General features: G+C 56.9%; 16 protein-coding genes and 2 pseudogenes. 8 read left to right on the top strand and 10 right to left on the bottom strand.

Features of this window, described 5'->3' with window-relative positions:
* The first annotated feature begins 37 nt into the window (after window positions 1-37).
* From A6764_RS19090 to A6764_RS19070, 5 genes and pseudogenes are all read left to right on the top strand, one after another.
* Window positions 38-1,738 (top strand): glycerol-3-phosphate dehydrogenase/oxidase, encoded by a 1,701-nt coding sequence (locus tag A6764_RS19090; protein ID WP_083989879.1) that lies wholly within the window; start codon window positions 38-40, stop codon window positions 1,736-1,738.
* A 67-nt stretch (window positions 1,739-1,805) separates the two neighbouring features.
* Window positions 1,806-2,114 (top strand): annotated as a pseudogene (locus A6764_RS19085) (IS3 family transposase); the annotation flags it as partial.
* 424 nt (window positions 2,115-2,538) lie between these two features.
* Window positions 2,539-4,629 carry an esterase/lipase family protein gene (locus A6764_RS19080; RefSeq protein ID WP_065067842.1) on the top strand — a complete coding sequence of 697 codons (2,091 nt, stop codon included), beginning with the start codon at window positions 2,539-2,541 and terminating at the stop codon, window positions 4,627-4,629.
* A gap of 109 nt (window positions 4,630-4,738) precedes the next feature.
* Window positions 4,739-5,020 carry a hypothetical protein gene (locus A6764_RS19075; protein WP_029097907.1) on the top strand — a complete coding sequence of 94 codons (282 nt, stop codon included), beginning with the start codon at window positions 4,739-4,741 and terminating at the stop codon, window positions 5,018-5,020.
* A 95-nt stretch (window positions 5,021-5,115) separates the two neighbouring features.
* Window positions 5,116-5,190: pseudogene (locus A6764_RS19070) on the top strand (CGNR zinc finger domain-containing protein); the annotation flags it as partial.
* Between the two features lie 53 nt (window positions 5,191-5,243).
* On the opposite strand, the gene gucD reads toward A6764_RS19070, so the two are convergent.
* The 3 genes from gucD to A6764_RS19055 are packed head-to-tail and all read right to left on the bottom strand — an operon-like array spanning window position 5,244 to window position 8,220.
* Window positions 5,244-6,710 (bottom strand): alpha-ketoglutaric semialdehyde dehydrogenase GucD, encoded by a 1,467-nt coding sequence (gene gucD / locus A6764_RS19065; RefSeq protein WP_044897912.1) that lies wholly within the window; start codon window positions 6,708-6,710, stop codon window positions 5,244-5,246.
* 45 nt (window positions 6,711-6,755) lie between these two features.
* Window positions 6,756-7,925: a UxaA family hydrolase gene (locus A6764_RS19060; protein WP_065067843.1), complete on the bottom strand. Its 1,170-nt coding sequence runs from the start codon at window positions 7,923-7,925 to the stop codon at window positions 6,756-6,758.
* Complete coding sequence (locus A6764_RS19055) at window positions 7,915-8,220, bottom strand: UxaA family hydrolase (protein ID WP_035300834.1); 306 nt, start codon at window positions 8,218-8,220, stop codon at window positions 7,915-7,917. The genes A6764_RS19060 and A6764_RS19055 overlap by 11 nt, the downstream gene beginning before the upstream one ends.
* A gap of 331 nt (window positions 8,221-8,551) precedes the next feature.
* Here A6764_RS19055 and A6764_RS19050 point away from each other — a divergent pair, with 331 nt between their 5' ends.
* The 3 genes from A6764_RS19050 to A6764_RS19040 are packed head-to-tail and all read left to right on the top strand — an operon-like array spanning window position 8,552 to window position 11,041.
* Window positions 8,552-9,322 carry an IclR family transcriptional regulator gene (locus tag A6764_RS19050; protein WP_035301024.1) on the top strand — a complete coding sequence of 257 codons (771 nt, stop codon included), beginning with the start codon at window positions 8,552-8,554 and terminating at the stop codon, window positions 9,320-9,322.
* Window positions 9,323-9,347: 25 nt separating this feature from the next.
* Complete coding sequence (locus A6764_RS19045; protein WP_065067844.1) at window positions 9,348-10,121, top strand: SDR family NAD(P)-dependent oxidoreductase; 774 nt, start codon at window positions 9,348-9,350, stop codon at window positions 10,119-10,121.
* A 20-nt stretch (window positions 10,122-10,141) separates the two neighbouring features.
* Window positions 10,142-11,041 (top strand): fumarylacetoacetate hydrolase family protein, encoded by a 900-nt coding sequence (locus tag A6764_RS19040; protein WP_065067845.1) that lies wholly within the window; start codon window positions 10,142-10,144, stop codon window positions 11,039-11,041.
* Window positions 11,042-11,109: 68 nt separating this feature from the next.
* Here A6764_RS19040 and A6764_RS19035 read toward each other — a convergent pair whose 3' ends face one another.
* From A6764_RS19035 to A6764_RS19005, 7 genes are all read right to left on the bottom strand, one after another.
* On the bottom strand, window positions 11,110-12,126 hold the full coding sequence (locus tag A6764_RS19035) for a copper amine oxidase N-terminal domain-containing protein (protein ID WP_065067846.1): 1,017 nt from the start codon (window positions 12,124-12,126) through the stop codon (window positions 11,110-11,112).
* Window positions 12,127-12,578: 452 nt separating this feature from the next.
* Window positions 12,579-13,559, bottom strand: a complete 981-nt coding sequence (locus A6764_RS19030; protein ID WP_319800793.1) for a 2-hydroxyacid dehydrogenase — start codon at window positions 13,557-13,559, stop codon at window positions 12,579-12,581.
* 14 nt (window positions 13,560-13,573) lie between these two features.
* Window positions 13,574-14,212 carry a bifunctional 4-hydroxy-2-oxoglutarate aldolase/2-dehydro-3-deoxy-phosphogluconate aldolase gene (locus A6764_RS19025; protein ID WP_065067847.1) on the bottom strand — a complete coding sequence of 213 codons (639 nt, stop codon included), beginning with the start codon at window positions 14,210-14,212 and terminating at the stop codon, window positions 13,574-13,576.
* Between the two features lie 19 nt (window positions 14,213-14,231).
* Window positions 14,232-15,182 carry a sugar kinase gene (locus A6764_RS19020; RefSeq protein ID WP_065067848.1) on the bottom strand — a complete coding sequence of 317 codons (951 nt, stop codon included), beginning with the start codon at window positions 15,180-15,182 and terminating at the stop codon, window positions 14,232-14,234.
* A gap of 22 nt (window positions 15,183-15,204) precedes the next feature.
* Window positions 15,205-16,698, bottom strand: coding sequence for a tripartite tricarboxylate transporter permease (locus tag A6764_RS19015; protein WP_264622333.1), 1,494 nt, complete (start codon window positions 16,696-16,698; stop codon window positions 15,205-15,207).
* A 12-nt stretch (window positions 16,699-16,710) separates the two neighbouring features.
* A complete protein-coding gene (locus tag A6764_RS19010) occupies window positions 16,711-17,160 on the bottom strand; it encodes a tripartite tricarboxylate transporter TctB family protein (protein WP_029097888.1) in 450 nt (149 codons plus the stop codon).
* A gap of 89 nt (window positions 17,161-17,249) precedes the next feature.
* Entirely contained in the window at window positions 17,250-18,254 is a 1,005-nt protein-coding gene (locus tag A6764_RS19005) for a tripartite tricarboxylate transporter substrate binding protein (protein WP_264622332.1), read from the bottom strand.
* Window positions 18,255-18,317 lie beyond the last annotated feature (63 nt).

Here is an 18,317-nt window from a genome sequence, read left to right as displayed (position 1 = left end):
GGCTTCGTCCTGCCGGAGAGGAGGCTTTTGTGTGAAAATGAATTTTTCAGCGAGCAGCCGGCTGGCTGTACTTCAGGAGATGGCGGGGGAGACGCTTGACCTGCTCGTGATCGGCGGCGGGATTACCGGTGCGGGCATCGCGCTGGACGCCAGCGTCCGCGGCATGAAGGTGGGCGTGGTGGAAAAGGCGGACTTCGGTTCGGGGACGAGCAGCCGCTCCACCAAACTGATTCACGGCGGGCTCCGGTATCTGAAGCAGGGGGAAGTGAAGCTGGTGCGGGAAGTAGGGAGAGAACGGGCCATCCTGTACAAAAACGCCCCCCATCTGGTCATTCCCGCCCCGATGCTGCTGCCGATCTACCAAGGGGGAACCTACGGCTACCTGGCCTCGTCGGTCGGCCTCTACCTGTACGACCTGCTGGCCGGCGTGGAGCGCACGGAACGGCGGAAAATGCTCAGCCGCGACGAGACGATCCGGCAGGAGCCGCTGCTCAAGCGGGACCGGCTCAAAGGAAGCGGACTCTACGTGGAATACCGCACGGACGACGCCCGCCTGACGCTCGACATCATGAAGACGGCTGTGGCACACGGGGCACGGGCGGTCAATTACGCGGAAGCGCGCCAGTTTCTCTACGACAACGGCCGGTTGACGGGGGTGCGCGTGGCGGATGGCGTGTCGGGCCGGACGTTTGATCTGTACGCCACATGCGTCGTCAACGCCGCCGGCCCCTGGGTGGACGAATTGCGCCGCTTGGACGGCTCGCTTGCCGGCAAGCGCCTCTATCTGACGAAAGGCGTCCATCTGGTGGTCGCCTACGACCGCCTGCCGGTGGCGCAATCGGCGTACTTTGACACCCCGGACGGGCGCATGGTGTTCGTCATTCCGCGCGGCACGATCACCTACATCGGCACGACCGACACGCCCTACCGACACGACATCGACCAGCCCCGCACCACCGTGGAAGACCGCGACTACCTGCTGCGCGCGGTCAACGCGATGTTCCCCGATGTCAGGCTGAAGCCGCGGGACGTGCTCTCCCATTGGGCCGGACTGCGCCCGCTGATTTACGAGGAGGGCAAAGGCCCGTCGGAACTGTCGCGGAAAGACGAGGTGTTTCATTCCCCTTCCGGACTGATCACCATCGCCGGAGGCAAGCTGACGGGCTTCCGCAAGATGGCGGAGAAGGTGGTCGATCTGGTGGCGCAGACGCTTCGGGAGCGGGAAGGACGATCCTTTCCCGGCTGCACGACCGACCGGATTGTGATCAGCGGCGGAGAGCGGAACGGGCGTGAGCGGTATGAAGACTGGAAGCGAGAAATGCTGCGGCTGGGGGTGGAGAAAGGCGTCGACCGGGAGACGGCGCAGGAGTGGCTCGACACGTACGGCACCAACACGCTGCGGATCTACGACCGGCTGCCGGAACCGCCGCTTACCCCCGAACAGCTTCTGCGGGCGCAGATTCAATACGCCGTGGAGGAGGAGATGACGGTGCACGCCGTCGACTTCCTGCGGCTGCGCACCGGCTGGACCTATTTTCAACTGCACAAGGCGGAAGAACAGGCGGAGCGCGTCGTCAGGCTGATGGCCGACGAACGGCAGTGGGACGACGCGGAGACGGCACGCCAGCGGGAGATGATCGCGCGCTTGATCGCGTCGATCCGCCAGCTTCCGGAAAGCGACGAGGCGCTGGAGGAAGGAACGCGTTGTCCGCTTGACAGGGAGTCTCGTTGCAATTGATTTTTGACAAGCCGTTGACAAAGAAGGTCAACGGCTATTTGACTTCAGTTATGTACCCGAAAGTGAAGACGAGCTGCTTATTCACTCAGATCAAGGCTGGCATTACCAAATGAGCAAGTACCAACATGCATTGAAAGAGAAGAACGTCACGCAGAGTATGTCGCGGAAAGGAAACTGTTATGACAATGCTGTCATGGAGAACTTCTTTGGTATCCTGAAATCGGAATTATTATATATGCAAGAGTTTGAAAGCATTGAGCATTTTAAACAAGAGTTGGCAAAATACATCGACTACTATAACAACAAACGTATCAAGGCAAAATTAAAAGGCTTGAGTCCAGTGCAATACCGAACTCAAACCTTACTTGCGGCTTAACTAAAATTACTGTCTAACTTTTTGGGATCACTTCAGTGCTGGTGGTTTATTTTTTTGCTTGCTTTGCTTTTGGGGTTACCGAAAGATTTATTGAAGGATATCACGCTGAGCAATGCTTGGCTATTGGGAAAGCTACTTAGATGAAATTAGGGCGTCTAGTAGAAAGGGAGGAATATGTATATGAACAAAGGGTGCATCAGGGACTCATAGAATTGCAGGCGACGTACCAGTTTGGGCTGCGCACCTTTTGGGACTGTAGAGATTCGTAAACAAGCCATATAAAAAACGAAAACTACGATAGAAAAATTTCAAGCACGATTAAAGATGAAACCCAAAATATGACATATAAAGTGTTGATATGTAAAAATTATAAGAATATAATACCAATGTAAAGGTAAAAAATTGAAAAATAGGAGGTTTAATAATGTTAATGAAGAAAATGCATATTCTAACGTTATCAGCATCACTTGTTACATTATTTTTCTTCCAAGGGGTGATGACACCTGAAGCTTATGCAAAATCGAAGCAAAAAACTATTGACAGTATAGAGTTTAAACAGGATAGCGATAATGATGGATTAACAGACTTTAATGAATTGTTCATTACCAGCACAATAAACAATGATACTAATGGTAATGGGATATTAGATGGTGATGAAGATTATGACGGTGACGGACTTACAAATCTTGAAGAACAGGAATTGGGAACAAAATTAGATGCTAAAGATAGTGATGGCGATGGTTTAGATGATAAAGTTGAAATAGTTAAATACCAAACAAAACCATCAGTTGCAGATACTGATGGAGACGGTCTTAAAGATGGTATTGAAATTTCGTATTTAGGATCGGATCCATTAAATTCTGATGAAAACAACAACAAAAAGTTGGATGGGGATGAGAAACATAAATACACATTTCCAAAAAATGAATTTGGCATAAAAGGCGAAATGATCGGAATTTCAAACGTTCCTCAGAAAGTAATTGTCCGTCAGACACCAGTTCTGTTAGCCCAAGAAATAAGGAGTGCGCTAACTTTCAATATTGTAAGTTTGGATCCAAATATAGAATTTAATCTGTCGATACCAGTTAATGAGAAAGAAAAAAATGAAGATTATGTTTTATATAAATACAATGAAAAGAAAGTTCAGTTAGAACCTATTAAGGAACAAAAGTATTCCAAAAGGACAAATTCAATAGAGGTTGAGTTTCTAGGAGGAGGGACTTTTGTTTTACTATCCAGCAAAGATTTTACAGAATATGTACCAACAAAAGAAGCTAAAAAAGGAAAATTCAAGAAGAAAAAGGGGAAAGTAAAACTTAACAATTTACCACTAGAAATCGACGCTGAGAGCATTAGTGATGATGGGACATTTAAAATTTCAAAGACTGTAAAATATGATGATGATATCAGTCTGGATGGCGAAGCGGATGATGTTGATAACACCCATTTATTGGAGTCTACTTATAAAATAGAAGATGTGTATGAACAGGGGGATGAGACAATAGCTACTGCTACTGCTGTCACCACCCAGTCTGGAAAGACACCCGTTATCTTAGTTCATGGCTTATTGGGAGGGGCTGACACTTGGGGATTCGAAGATAGATGGTATCATATTGGATACGATGAACCTTGGGCCTCTGAACCCATTCGTTCTTATGAAACGATAACTGGAGAAAGCTATAGCACTCATGAAGAAACTACATATTCAAATATTGATGTTCATTCAATAACTGGAATTGTTGATGATGAAGAGCTTGGTCCAAAGTTAATTATTGATTACGGGTATACCCCTAATGAAGATATTTTTACATTTATATATAACGCTGATGGTACTTCAGGTTGTGTTAGAACAGCAGCTAACCATCTAAATTCAGTTATTCGTGAGTTGAAGAATAGTGTATTCAGTAGTTCAACGCAGGATGTAAATCTGGTTGGGCATAGCATGGGAGGCTTGGTTTCTCGGTATTTAGTTGAGAATATCAGAAGCGCAGATGTTGAAAGGGTGGTTACCCTGGGGACTCCGCATTTTGGAAGCGATCAGGCACCTTTTGGAGATTTAGATAGAGATGATAGTGAATTGTGGAATGGTTCCAGGAAGTTTGAAAATGATTTCAGCAAACCACTTATTGGTTTTGCTGGATGGAACCCGAGCTATAATACACTGGTTGGGGATTTTGGCGATATAAGAAACATATATCAGACTGGACTAGGGGTTGGACCGACAAAAACTTATTCGAGTTGGAATGAATATGTAAATGAAAAGTATTATGATAAAACGGGAGATTATCCTTTGTACGGAGATATTGAAGATGGTCCAGTAAATATTGATTCAGCTCTTGGCTCGGATTATGACCCAGAGGAAGACTTCGGTGATTCTCCAGTAGAAATGAATACTAGATTCCTGATTTGGGATGATGAGTTTGGAGGACATAGTACGATGCGTAAACACCCAAGAACACCATTCTATGTAGAAAAAGCATTAACAGGAACATATGACGATCGCTCTAAAAATTAAATAAGCTTGGGAAATAAAAAAGAGGGAGGAAAATAGCTTGGCAGTTCATTTCCTCCCTTTACTTTAGTAAAAATGTGGATTTGTTGAAAACAATAACAAGGAGTAATACATGGACAAAATCATGTCAAAAATAATTGCAATATATGCAATCATATGGCTAACAGTTCTAGCTATTATTATAGCAACCCAAGAAGAAATAACATTATACTACGCATCAATAGGTACATTTGTTATCGGGTTGATCGTTTTGATCGGCTTGTTCGCTTTAAAAAAAATACTCCATATTCGCTCTGCCGATAATAAAAAACAAGAAGTTTTATGGGGCATTATTTTTGCCTTATTATTTGTTGCGTTAATTCTTTTTGTAGTCGTTATGACAGCACTGTTTTAGGCGAATGGATCGGATTAAAGGCTCGAAATCACTAAAATTTTGCTTGGCGATTCCAGTTTATTATCCCCTCGCTATTAAATCGCAATATATACCCCATGCATAGCCGCAACCGGGCCCGCCGCTGGTGTGGAGACAAGATCTGCGGCAACCTGATGAAGGTCCGCCAGTTGCGCAAACGGCAGAAAAAAAGGGAAGCTGAAAGAGGCTTCCCCTTGGCTTGTTTCTATCCTTTCACAAACACCGTCTTGATCGCGGTGAAAAACTCGATGGCGGCCTGCCCCTGCTCGCGGGAGTGGGAGCTGGACTGCTTCATGCCGCCAAACGGGGCCTGCAGCTCCACACCCGCGCTCTCGGCGTTGATGCGCACCATGCCGGCGTCCATGTCGCGGATAAAGGCCAGCATGTTCCCGATGTCCCGGGTGAAGATGGAGGCGCTGAGTCCGAAGCGGGAATCATTGGCCACCTGCAGCGCTTCCTGCAGGGTGTCCACTTTCATCAGCGCCAGCACCGGGCCGAAAATCTCCTCCCGGGCGATGGTCATGTCCGGCGTGACGTTTTCAAACACAGTCGGCTCCACGTAAAATCCGTGTTCGAGGCCGGGCGCGGTCACGCGTTTTCCGCCGCACAGCAGTACGGCTCCTTCTTCGAGCCCTTTTTGGATGTAGCCGAGCACAGTCTGCATCTGCCGTTCGCTGGCGCACGGTCCCATCCAGGTGTCGGGAGCGAGGCCGTCGCCCACTTTCAGCGCGGCCACCCGTTCCAGCAGCTTTTGCTTGAACGCGTCGTAAACGGCGCTCTGGACGATGACGCGGCTGGTGGCCGTGCACTTCTGGCCGGTGGAGCGAAGACCGCCGCTCACGGTCGCCTCCACGGCCAGATCGAGGTCGGCGTCGGCCGCGACGATGACCGGGTTTTTGCCGCCCATCTCCAGTTGGTACTTGGCTCCCCGGGCGAGCGCTCCCAGGCCCACCTGCTTGCCCACCTGATCGGAGCCGGTGAACGTAACGGCGGCGATGCCGGGATGATCGACGATTCCCTGGCCGATGACCGAGCCCGCGCCGGTCACCATGTTGACGACCCCCGGGGGCAGCCCCGCTTCGTCCACGCATTCCATCAGCTTGGCGGCGGTGACGGCGGTTTCCTGCGCCGGCTTGAAGACGACCGTGTTGCCGTAGACGATGGCCGGCGCGATTTTCCAGATGGGGATGGCGACGGGGAAGTTCCAGGGCGTGATCACGCCCACGACGCCCAGCGGCACACGGCTGGTGAACATCAGCCCTTCGCTGTCGGTGGAGGGGATGACGTCGCCGATTTTGCGCATGCCTTCCCCCGCGTAATAGCGCAGGATGGCCACGCCGCGGGCCGTTTCGCCTTTCGCTTCGGGCAGCGTTTTGCCCATCTCCCGCGTCATGGTCGCGGCGATGTCGTCAAGATGCCGCTCCAGCACGTCGGCCAGGCGGTACAGGTATTCGCCGCGGGCGGGACCGGAGAGCTTCCGCCAGGCGGTTTGCGCCGACCGGGCCGCTTCCACCGCGTGGTTCAGGTCCTCGGCGGACGATTTTTGCACGTATCCGACCACCTCGTGCCGGTTGGCCGGATTGATGCTCGCCTCCACCTGGTTGGACGCGGACGGGCGCCACTCGCCGCCGATGTAGTTCTGGTAGGTTTGCGCTTGTGTATGAACGCTCACGATGATTCCTCCTCTCAATAAATGGCTGAAAAAGGGAAACGGCCGCTAGAACGTGGGGCCGATCCGCCAGATGCCGAAGTCGTGCTGCTTCAGGATTTCCGCTTTGGTCAGCTTGCCGGAGCACACGCGGACCAACTCGTCAAAAATCCGCTGCCCTACGGATTGGAGCGTTTCCTTTCCTTCGATGATCGTGCCCGCGTTCAGGTCGATGTTGTCCCCCATTTTCTCGAAAATGGGCGTGTTGGTGGCGATTTTGATCACAGGGGCAATCGGCGAACCGGTAGGCGTGCCGCGTCCGGTCGTGAACAGCACCACCTGCGCTCCTCCGGCCACCATGCCGGTCAACTGCTCGATGTCGTGTCCGGGCGTATCCATCCAGACCAGGCCTTTCTTGGTCGGCCGCTGGGCGTAATCGATCAGCTCCTGCAGCGGCCGGGTGCCGGCCTTGTTGGCCGCGCCCAGGGACTTTTCCTCCAGCGAACTGAGGCCGCCCTTGATATTGCCGGGACTGGGGTTGCCGGTGCGGATGTCCACGCCCATCAGGATGGAGCGCTGTTCCATGGCGTGGATCACTTCGTAGACGCGCTTGGCCACCTTGTCGTCGACGGCGCGGTTGGCCAGCAGATGTTCCGCGCCGATCAGCTCCGTCGTCTCCGCCAGGATCGAGGTGCCGCCGAGGTCGACGATCATGTCGCTGACCACGCCTACGGCCGGGTTGGCGGACAGACCGGAACAGGCGTCCGAACCGCCGCATTCCGTTCCGACGATCAGTTCGCTGAAATCGCACGGCTCCCGCCGCAGGACGGACGCGTCCTGCACCATCTTGGCGGCTATTTTTGCACCCTGCGCGATCGCCATCAGCGTTCCGCCGTGATCCTGGATGGAGACCAGTTCCACCGGCTTGCCCGTCTTGGCGATTTCCCCGGCTACGCTCCGCGCCTGATGCGTTTCACAGCCGAGTCCGAGGACGACGACGCCGTAGACGTTTGGATTGGCTCCCATGCCGACGTAGGTGCGAAACGTCTGCTCGTAGTCGACGCCCACCTGGGCACAGCCGTGCTGGTGGATAAACGAGACGGTCCCCTGCACCAGTTCGGTGATCTGCCTGGCCGCCTGCGTGGCGCATGTGATCGTAGGCAGAATCAGGACGTGGTTGCGCACGCCGACGCGGCCGTCCGGACGGCGGTAGCCCCAAAAGGTCGTGTCATGCTTCATGGGCGATCTTGTCTCCTCTCCCGCGTTTTCCTTCCAAATTGTGCACATGGACGTGTTCGCCGGGGGCGATGTCACGGGTGGCGACCCCGATGACCTCCCCGTATTTCACGATGTCCTCTCCCTTTCCGATCGGGCGGACGGCAAACTTGTGCCCGAATTCAATCGCATGCGGCAGCGTCACCGTATGCTGCACGTCCAGACAGGCGACGGTGACGCGGCTGTCTGCCGGAATGGGTTCGAGGGCCGTAGCCACGTTGTCATGCGGCTGCATCATGATGGCGCGATAGGCGGACATGGACAAGCCTCCTTTCCGTATGCAAAGCGCAGGGGGATGGGGGATACCGGGATGTCGGGGCGCAAGAAGTCGACGGGATGGCATGTTCAGCAGAACGTCCCGTTTGTTTGATGATGTAAAACAACATCCGACAATATCGGATTGGAGTTGGCAATTTTTATGATAGGGCAAGAGGAAAAGGTATTGCAACCGTTTTCTGAATAAAAAAATTTTTCAAAAGAAGATGATTGTTTGGGGAGAAAATCGTGTGCTATGATGAGGGTAATCATTTTACAAAACCTGGTTTATTATACAAAACCGATGGGCACGACAGGAAAGGCGCTGGTTGTTCATGGACAAGAAGTACTGGGTACCCGCGCTGGAGAGGGCCAACGACATTCTGCACCTGCTGGCCGCGGAACCGTCGCGGCTGCGGCTGATGGATCTGGCCAACCGCTTGAAGATCAACAAAAGCTCGATGTTTTCCCTGCTGCACACGCTGGAGACGCTGGGGTGGGTGGTGAAGGAAAAGGGGGGGACCTACGCGCTGGGGCCGACGCTGGGGGCGCTGTCCGCCTCGTACTTTCGCCAGTTCCACATCCTGCAGGCGTTTTACGCCGAAGCGGGCGCATCCGTCCGGCGGGTAAACGAAACGGTGCAGCTCTCCGTGCTGAACGGCCGGGACATTATGTACCTGGCCAAGGAGGAGTGTTCCGGCCCGCTCCGGGTGGCGACGGATCCGGGCATGAAGCTGCCCGCCTACGCCACCGCCATGGGGAAGGTGCAGCTTTCCCGACTGGATTACGCCGAATTGAAAGCGCTCTATCCCGAGTACCGGCTGGAGCCGAGGACCCCGCACACGGTCCGCGACGTCGATCAGTTGTGGGCCCAGCTTGCGCAAATCAGGGCGTCGGGTTACGGCAGCGACGAGCAGGAAGCGATGACCGGCTTTTTCTGCGTGGCTGCCCCGGTGTTTAACCACGACGGACAGATCATCGCCGCCGTGAGTTTTACCATGCTGGAGAACAGTTGGATGGAAAAGGCGGACGCGGCCCGGGACGAAATCATCGATCTCGGCAGGCGGCTTTCCGTGCGCGCCGGTCATGTCTTTTCTCCAGGATAAAGGATTGCCGGAAAGGGGCGATTGCATGAGGCTGAAGGGAAAAGTGGCACTGATCACGGGCGGCGGCTCGGGGATCGGGAAGAGCACTGCGCTGTTGTTCGCGCAGGAAGGGGCGGCCGTGGCGGTCAACGACGTCTCCGCACAGAGCGGAGAGGAAACGGCCCGCGAGATTCGGCAAGCCGGCGGTGAAGCCGTGTTCCTGCAGGCGGACGTCACTGACGACGGGCAGGTGGCGGCGATGGTGGAACAGGCGCTCAAGGCGTTCGGTGCCATCGACGTGCTGTTCAACAACGCCGGGATCTCCGGAGTGGGTGCCGTCCACGAGACCAGCGAGGAGCTGTGGGACCGGGTGGTGGCCGTCAACCTGAAGGGCGTCTTTCTGCCCAGCAGGCACGTCCTGCCCCACATGATGGAGCGGCGGGCAGGCTCGATCATCAACATGTCCTCCTGCATCGCCGAAATCGGGCTGATGCGGCGGGCTGCCTACGCCGCCACCAAGGGCGCGGTCCTGGCCCTGACCAAATCGATGCAGGTGGATTACGCCCCGTACAACATCCGGGTAAATGCGCTGCTGCCCGGCACGATTCTCACTCCGTTCGTGGAACAGTACCTGCAGACGTCCTACGACAACCCCGACGAGGCGCTGGCTGTCATCAGGAAACGGCAGCTTACCGGCGAACTCGGTCGGCCCGAAGACGTAGCGAAGGCCGCCCTTTTTCTGGCGTCGGATGAGTCCCGCCTGATGATGGGATCGCCCTTGTACATCGACAGCGGGGTCGTGTTTGGAAAAATGGCATAAGACAGACGGAGGGAACCACGATGAAGCTTTTGACCTTTTATGCGGAGCGCGGCCTGGCGCTCGGCGTCAAGACGGACCGCGGCGTACTGGACGTAACCGCGTCGGTGGAGCGGCACGGAGGAGCGGAGGCTGTCCCGCAGACCATCCGCCGGTTTCTCGAGGGAGGGGAGGAGGCGTTTCAGGCGCTGGCGGCCCACGTCCGCCGCATGGAGTCGTCGGGGGAGCCGCAGTTGTTCCTGGACGAATCGTCCCTGCGCTTCGGGCCGTGCGTTCCGGAGCCGGGCAAGATCATCTGCGTCGGACTGAACTACCGGAAGCACGCGGAAGAGTCCAACATGGCCGTGCCCGAATATCCGGTGCTGTTCAACAAGTTCAGCAACACGCTGGCTGCCCACAACGACGAGATCACGCTGCCCGCGGAATCGCAGCAGGTGGATTACGAGGCGGAACTGGCCATCGTGATCGGCAGGCGGGCGAAGCGGGTGAAGCGGGAGGAGGCCCTCTCGTACGTGGCCGGGTACTGCAACGCAAACGACCTGTCCGCCCGCGACCTGCAGATGCGCACCAGCCAGTGGCTGCTGGGCAAGAGCTGTGACGGCTTCAGTCCGCTCGGCCCCTACCTGGTCACCTCCGATGAGGTGGGCAATCCGAACGATCTGGAGATCACGTCCATCGTCAACGGCGAAGTGCGGCAGCACTCCAACACCTCGGACATGATTTTCCCCTGCGACGAAATCGTCCACTACATCTCCCGGTACATGACCCTGGAGCCGGGCGACGTCATCCTGACCGGTACGCCGGAGGGCGTGATTCTCGGCTATCCCAAAGAGCGGCAGGTGTGGCTGAAGGACGGGGACGAGGTGACGATCGAGATCGAAAAGCTGGGCCGTCTCACCAACCGGATGAAGCAGGAGGCGTAATCCTGGGGAAAAGCCTGTGCAGCAGCGACAGAAAACCGGACCTGTCAGAGGTCCGGTTTTTACCTGCGCTAATTGGTATCCGCCGCATCGTCCGAATCATCCGAGCCCGAAGTACCGCTGCCCGTGGAATTGTCCGTACCCGACGTGCCCCCGCCCGTCTGGTTCGTTGCGTCCGGCGCGGTCGAGCCCGCAGTCTGCGATTCGTCCACCTGATTGTCGTCGATGATGATGATCTGTCCGTCTTTTTGCCAGTCGACCGTGGCCTCCAACTGCTCGCTGATGAACCGAATCGGCAGGTAGAGGCTGCCGTTTTTCACCACGGGAATGGCGTCGGTCGTGATCTTGTTCCCGTTCGTTTCGGCTTCGTTTTTGTTCACATACAGCGTGATCGTGCGGTCCCCGCGGGTTACGGTGACGGCGCCAGCGGCCTCATCCCAGCGCACATCCGCATCCAAAGCCTCGCGGATGACCCGCTCCGTCACGAGAGCTCGTCCGCCCACGATAAACGGCGCCTGATCCATCGTGAGTTCCTCGCCGTTGACGAACGTTTTGACATCCGTCACGTTCGCCTTGGCGTACAGTTGGCCCAACTTTTGAAACGGCTCGGTATCTCCGGGCTGGTAGGTTCGCTCCAGCAGTTCTTTTTGCACCTCGATCGCCTGCGGCAGATCGGCGATGTCGACGAGTGCGTTGACCAGCTCCTCGTACGTGGCTGCCACCTGCTCCGTCACCTCGGGCGCGTCTTTCAACTGCTGGCGGAGTTCGTTCAGTTTTTCCGCGGACTGCACCGCTTCCTGGACGCTCAGGGTGGTGGGGGACTGATCGGACGTGGTTGCGGGGGAGGTTGTTGTATCGCTTTCGGTTTGAGAGTGTGTGTCCGCTGTCGATTGGTCATCTGTGCTCGCCGATGTGTCAGAGCCGGCTTCATCCGCCGTCCCGGCTGCACCGCCGGCGGCATTCTCGCCCTGCACATCGCCATGGGCCGCCGTATTCCGGTCCGCAAGTCCTTCCGTTTGCGCCAGCGCTGCGGGTACGGCGCCCAACATCAAGGCAGCCGTGAGAGAGGCCGTTACGATCTTTTTCATCACTGATCCTCCTCCTTCTTGCAAATGATGTCGACGTATCGCGACAGTGTCATTCTACCAAATGCTGCTAGACGGAAAATGATCGAATAGACCAAAAATTTTATACAGCCATGGTCCTTCGCATGCCGGCTCAAACCGGGGCAGGCGCAGGCACATCTTCACCCGAACGCGTCGGTTCAGTCCCATGTTCGTGATCGGTTGGTACGATGCAAAGCTGCACGCGGTCGCCTAAAAATGGAAGGATGGCGCTGTTCGTTAGAGGTGGAGACGGCGGAGGAAGGGCGGAAAAAACGGTCGAAGGGTCCGCCCGTCGATGTTCCGACAAATCTAGGCCAAATCTCGTGCAGGCCCGGACCATTTTGAGGCGAAGCAACAAATTTGTTTCAAAAGCAGTCTTTTTCTGGGAAAAAAGCAACCGCACCGATGTCGACAATCGGTGCGGTTTGGCGTGTTTAGGAGAAAACGGACGGATTCAACAGATTCTCGGGCCGCTCCCCAAACAGGCCGGCCAGCATGTTGCGCGCCGCTTTCAGCGCCATGTTTTCGCGCGTTTCGCGGGTGGCGCTGCCGATGTGGGGCAGGGTCACCACATTGGGCATGCTCAGCAGCGGATTGTCTCTGGACACCGGCTCAACCGCGTACACATCCAGTCCGGCGCCGGCGATGCGCCGCTCGGAAAGGGCGTGGATCAGCGCCTGTTCGTCGACGACGCGTCCGCGGGAAGTGTTGATCAAAATCGCATCCGGCTTCATGAATGCCAGTTCCCGTTCGCCGATCAGCCCGGTTGTCTCCGGAGTCAGCGGGGTCATCACCACGACGTAGTCGGAGCGGCGAAGGAGATCGTCCAATCCGGCGTATTCCGCGCCCAGTGATCGTTCCGCCTCCTCTTTGCGGGTACGGTTGTGGTAGAGAATGCGCATGCCGAAGCCTTTTGCCCGACGCGCCACTGCTTCGCCGATCCTTCCCATGCCGACGATGCCGATGACCGCGCCGTGCACGTCCTTGCCCAGCATCAGGCTGGGGAGCCACTCGTTCCACCGTCCGTCCTTGACATACCGATCCGCTTCCGGGATGCGGCGGGCAGCCGCCATCATCAGCGCAAACGTCAGGTCGGCGGTCGTCTCGGTCAGCACGTCCGGCGTATTGGTCGCCATAATGCCGCGGGTGGTCAGTTCGTTCAGATCGAGGTTGTCGTACCCGACGGCTATATTGCTGACGATTCGCAGGCGGGGAGCGCGGTCCAGCACGTCCGCGCTGATTTTATGGCGAGAGTAGATCATCAGTCCATCCGCCAGTTCCAGACCGGCGAAAAACGCGGCGTCGTCCAGCTTCTCCTCGATGTCGCGGTAGTCCAGCGTACAGCGCTCGCCGAGCAGGGCTAACGCGCTCTCCGCAATCCGGTGGGGGATAAAGATGCGCGGTTTTGTCACCACATACCACTCGCTTCCTAGGATCTCGCCTGTTTGACGGCCTCTGTGAACTTACGGGCGGTTTCCGTCAGTTGGGACAGGTAGGCGTCGTTTACTTCTTCCTTGAAGCTGACCAGGGAACCGCCGACGCCGACAGCGACGGCTCCGGCGCGGATGTATTCGGCGACGTTGGACAGGTCGATGCCGCCTGTCGGCATCAGCGGAATGTGCGGCAGGGGCCCGTGAATGTCCTGCAGGTAGCGAGGGCCGACCACGTTGGCCGGAAATACTTTGACCACGTCGGCACCGTGCTCGTACGCCGTGAGGATTTCCGTCGGAGTGAGCGCCCCCGGAATGCTGATGACGCCATACCGCTTGGTCAGGCGGATCGTCTCGGGGTGGACGGTCGGTGAAAAGATGAAGGATGCGCCCGCCATGATCGCGGCGCGGGCCGTCTCCGGATCGAGCACGGTACCGGCGCCGACCACCACCTTGTCGCCGAATGCGTCCTTCACCTGCTCGATCAGCGTGAGCACTTTCGGCGTCTCCACGGTGATTTCCAGCGTGGTGACGCCCCCCTCGTAGAGCGCTTTGACGACCGGCATGATTTTTTCCGGGGTAGCCCCGCGAATTACGGAGACGATGCCGCTGTCGATGATTTTGTCCAAAAGCGTCATGGCTGTTCTCCTCCCATTATTAGCGTATCACTTCTTCATTCGGCTCCTCGGTGAACCGCTTCAGGTCGGCCCGTTCCGGCAGCCCTTCCACGTCGCCGTTCACCAGCGTGACGATCGCGCCGACGGCATTGGCCCGTCTGACCGCGTCGGCCAGCGGCAGGCCGTCCAGAAGACCGGAGACAAACCCGGCGGCAAAGCCGTCGCCCGCGCCCACGGGGTCGACGACGCGCTCCACGCGGTAGCCGGGGATGTATTCGTTCGTTTCCCGAGTAAAATAGTGGGCCCCTTTTTCCCCCAGCTTCAGCACCACCGTCTGCGCACCGTGGTCGAGAAAACGCCGTCCCAGCTTCAGCGGATCGCTTTCGCCGAACAAAAACTCCCCTTCCGACAGGCCGGGCAGGACGATGTCCGCTTGAGCCGCGAGCGCCAGCAGCGTCTCGCGGGCCTGTTCCTCCGGCCACAGCTTTTTGCGCAGGTTGGGGTCAAACACCACGGTCAATCCGTGCTTTTTCGCCAGCGTGATCGCTTCCTGTGTCATCTCCCGGCAGGTGTCACTGAGCGCGGGCGTAATGCCCGAGACGAACAGATACTTGGCCTGGGCCAGGTAGTCTTCGTCCAGATCGGCTGACGTCATGCGGCTGGCGGCCGATCCTTTGCGGTAGTAATAGACGTTGACGTCGTTGGCGCTGCGGATTTCCTTGAAGTAAATCCCGGTGGGGGCGTCCGGGTCCAGCCGGACGCGGCTCACGTCTACGCCTTCGCCGCGGATGAACGCAAGCAGCGCTTTGCCCAACTCGTCGTCGCCCACCCGGCTGATCCAGCCGACGCGGTGCCCCAGCCGGGCGAGCCCGATGGCAAAGTTGGTCTCCGAGCCGCCGAATTTGCGCGAGTACATGTGGGCATAGCGCATGAAACCCGTGGTTTCCGGGGTGAAAAGCACCATCGTTTCTCCAAAAGTTACTACGTCCATCTTGGTTTCCTCCAAAGCTGCGTTATTGATGAGCGCGTTTCCTCTGCTGCCATACGCCTTTCACGATCGGAGTGAGGAGAGTAATGGCAGAGAGCAGCAGGAGAACCAACGGGATCGGGCGCGTGTAAAATATGTCGTAGCTGCCGTTGGAAAGCGCCAGCGCCCGGCGGAACTGGCTTTCCGCCATCGGGCCGAGAATCAGTGCCAGCACGATCGGGGAAGCGGGGAAGTCGTACTTTTGCATGAAGTACCCGATCACACCGGCGACGGCCATGATGATGACATCGAAAAAGCTGTTGTTGATCGCGTACGAACCGACGATGCAGAGCACCAGAATGATCGGTGTCAAGATCTCCTTGGGGATTTCCACCACTCTGGCGAAATAGCGGGCGGCGAACAATCCCATCAGGAGCATGATGACATAGCAGATGATCATCCCGATGAACAGGGTGTAGACCAGGTCGCCGTTGTTCTTAAACAGCAGCGGACCGGGCTGCAGTCCTTGCACCATCAGCGCGCCCAGCATGACGGCGGTTACCGCGTCGCCGGGAATCCCCAGCGTAAGCAGCGGCACCAGCGCGCCGCCCGTGCAGGCGTTGGCGCCCGATTCGCACGCGGACACGCCTTCGATCTTCCCTTTGCCAAACCCGTCCTTGTCTTTGCTGAACCGCTTCGCTTCGTTGTACGAGACAAACGCGGCGATATCCGCTCCCGCGCCCGGGATAATCCCGATAAACGTGCCCAGGCCGGTGGAGCGGAGCATGGTCGGGATCAGGCGGCGAAACTCGGCCCAAGTCGGGAGAATCTTCCCGATTTTCACCTTCACTTTCTCTTTTACGTTCATCTCCGAAAGCGACTTGAACGCTTCTGATGCGGCGAACAAGCCGATCATGATCGGAATGAAGGGGACGCCGTTGATCATCTGCTCAATCCCGCCCGTGAAGCGGGGGAAGCCGAGAATCGGGTCAAGCCCTACCATGGCCAACAGCAGCCCGACCATCCCGGTGATCAAGCCTTTGACCAGAGATTTGCCGGAGATGCTGGCGATGATGCTGAGACCGAAAACAGCCAGCGCAAACGTTTCGGGCGCGCTGAATTCCAGCGCGATGTTGGCCAGGATGGGAGAGAGGAACATCAAAATGACGATGCTGAGCGTTCCTCCGGTAAACGAGGAGAGTGTGGCGACGCCAAGCGCCTTGCCGGCCATTCCCTTTTGCGCGAGGGCGTAACCGTCCAGAGCGGTGGCGGCTGCCGCCGGCGTACCCGGCGTCTTGAGCAGGATGGCCGTAATCGAACCGCCGTACACCCCGCCGAAGTAAACGCCCGACAGCAGCAGCAGTCCGGCCACCGGCTCCATGCCGAACGTGAGCGGCAGCACCAGCGCCACCCCCATCGTCGCCGTCAGCCCAGGAAGCGCTCCGACGATGATGCCGACCGCCACCCCGACAATGGACATCACCAGCGCGAAAGGGTCTGTGAAAATGTTGCTCATCCCGTTGAGAAACATGTCCAACATGCGGTTCCCTCCTTACTCGAAGAATAGGCCTGCAGGAAGGGGAACCTGCAGCACTTTTTCAAAGACGAGATAGATAAACAGCGTCACCAGTACGGCCACAGCGACGGTCGGCACCGGCTTGCGGTAGCCGAGCAGCCACATGAACCCCAAGAGAAACACGGGCGTGGAGAGAAAAAAGCCGCATAGGCAGATGAGTGCAAGAAACGCAAAGGTACAGACAAAACCGAGCAGCGTTTGCTTCCAGGACGTCTGTCCCGTTTCCTCGTCTCCACCGCCCCGACGGCGATATCCGGAAGCGATCAGGATGAGTGACAGTACGAGCAGGATGGAGGCGATCAGCCGGGGGAAGAAGCCCGCACCCACATCCGTGTCGCCGACAGACGGGAAATTTCCTGCGGTGATCCACGTGGCAACGGACAGGACGATCAGAAGCAAACCGACAAAGATATCAACCTTCTTCACGATTGACCCTCCTAGGCAAGGGCGGGTTATGGGAAACACCGCGCAATCTACGGGACACGGGCGTAGCGGTTACCCGTGTCCGAATTCTCTTACTTTTTCAAGCCAAGATCGGCAACAAGTTTGGTAAACAGTTCGCTGTCCCTTTGAATCGCCTCTTTGAAGGCAGCATCATCAGCGTAGGACACGCCCAGGTTCATGTTGTCGAGGACATCGGTAAAGGTCTTGTCTTCCGTCACTTTTTTGGCTGCCTCTTTCAGTACGGCCACCACGTTGTCCGGCGTATCTTTCGGCACGGCGAGGCCTCTCCAGGTGCCGATCGACAGATCCACGCCTTTTTCTTTCAAGGTCGGCACGTCCTTAAACTTCGGCAAGCGTTCGTCGGCCATCACTCCCAGCATTTTCAACTTGCCGGCCTGTACATGCGCCGCTACCTCCGCCGGGCTTACGGATACCGCTTCGATGTGACCGCCAAGCAGGGCGGTTACGGCCGGATTGGCGCCGTCAAACGGGATGTGGCTAAACTTGGCGCCGGTTTTTTGCTCCAGAGCCGAGGCAGCCAGATGCCAGATGGCACCCGTACCGGAGTTGCCGATGCGCACTTTGCCCGGATTTTGTTTCGCGTAGTCGAGGAATTCTTCGATGGTGTTCCACGGTGCGTCGGCGCGCACAGTGATGGCCGCCGGGTCGGCGTTCAGCCGGGCGACTGGTTTGAAATCGTCAGGGGTAAAGGCAGCCAGTCCCAGCGGCGGAAGCGTTGTCATTTCCACGGTAACCAAGGTGACCTTGTAGCCGTCCGGCTTTGCTTTGCTCCCTTCGCTCATGCCGACGGCCCCGCCGCCACCGGGCTTGTTCACGACCCCGATCGGCTGCGGCAGCACCTGTTTGGCTGAATCGGCAAATGCGCGGGCGACCGCATCCGTGCCGCCGCCGGCCGCATAGGGAACGATGAGTTCGATTGGCTTTTTCGGGTAGTCTCCCTCGCCTGGGGAGCCATTGCCGCCGGACGGCGATGCCGCGTTGTTGGAGCCGCAGCCGACGAGGGCGGCGATGAGGGCGGTAGCAGTCAAACCTGACAGTATGCGTTTCCATTTCATGGTGTCATCCTCCATTTCGTTTTGTTCCTCATTAAGGAACAACGTTCCGTATATATGGTGAAA

The organism is Brevibacillus sp. WF146, from assembly GCF_001673705.2.
Classification (GTDB): Bacteria; Bacillota; Bacilli; order Brevibacillales; family Brevibacillaceae; genus Brevibacillus; species Brevibacillus thermoruber.
The sequence above is the reverse complement of the archived record's forward strand: the minus strand, read 5'-3'. Positions and strand labels throughout refer to the sequence as shown.

Bases quoted from the DNA above. Each gene is read 5' to 3' on its own strand.
- A6764_RS19090 (WP_083989879.1), top strand. From the start codon at position 38: ATGAATTTTTCAGCGAGCAGCCGGCTGGCTGTACTTCAGGAGATGGCG.
- A6764_RS19035 (WP_065067846.1), bottom strand. From the start codon at position 12,126: ATGAAAAAGATCGTAACGGCCTCTCTCACGGCTGCCTTGATGTTGGGC.
- A6764_RS19080 (WP_065067842.1), top strand. From the start codon at position 2,539: ATGTTAATGAAGAAAATGCATATTCTAACGTTATCAGCATCACTTGTT.
- A6764_RS19055 (WP_035300834.1), bottom strand. From the start codon at position 8,220: ATGTCCGCCTATCGCGCCATCATGATGCAGCCGCATGACAACGTGGCT.
- A6764_RS19020 (WP_065067848.1), bottom strand. From the start codon at position 15,182: ATGGACGTAGTAACTTTTGGAGAAACGATGGTGCTTTTCACCCCGGAA.
- A6764_RS19015 (WP_264622333.1), bottom strand. From the start codon at position 16,698: ATGTTGGACATGTTTCTCAACGGGATGAGCAACATTTTCACAGACCCT.
- A6764_RS19075 (WP_029097907.1), top strand. From the start codon at position 4,739: ATGGACAAAATCATGTCAAAAATAATTGCAATATATGCAATCATATGG.
- A6764_RS19060 (WP_065067843.1), bottom strand. From the start codon at position 7,925: ATGAAGCATGACACGACCTTTTGGGGCTACCGCCGTCCGGACGGCCGC.
- A6764_RS19040 (WP_065067845.1), top strand. From the start codon at position 10,142: ATGAAGCTTTTGACCTTTTATGCGGAGCGCGGCCTGGCGCTCGGCGTC.
- A6764_RS19025 (WP_065067847.1), bottom strand. From the start codon at position 14,212: ATGACGCTTTTGGACAAAATCATCGACAGCGGCATCGTCTCCGTAATT.
- A6764_RS19050 (WP_035301024.1), top strand. From the start codon at position 8,552: ATGGACAAGAAGTACTGGGTACCCGCGCTGGAGAGGGCCAACGACATT.
- A6764_RS19005 (WP_264622332.1), bottom strand. From the start codon at position 18,254: ATGAAATGGAAACGCATACTGTCAGGTTTGACTGCTACCGCCCTCATC.
- A6764_RS19045 (WP_065067844.1), top strand. From the start codon at position 9,348: ATGAGGCTGAAGGGAAAAGTGGCACTGATCACGGGCGGCGGCTCGGGG.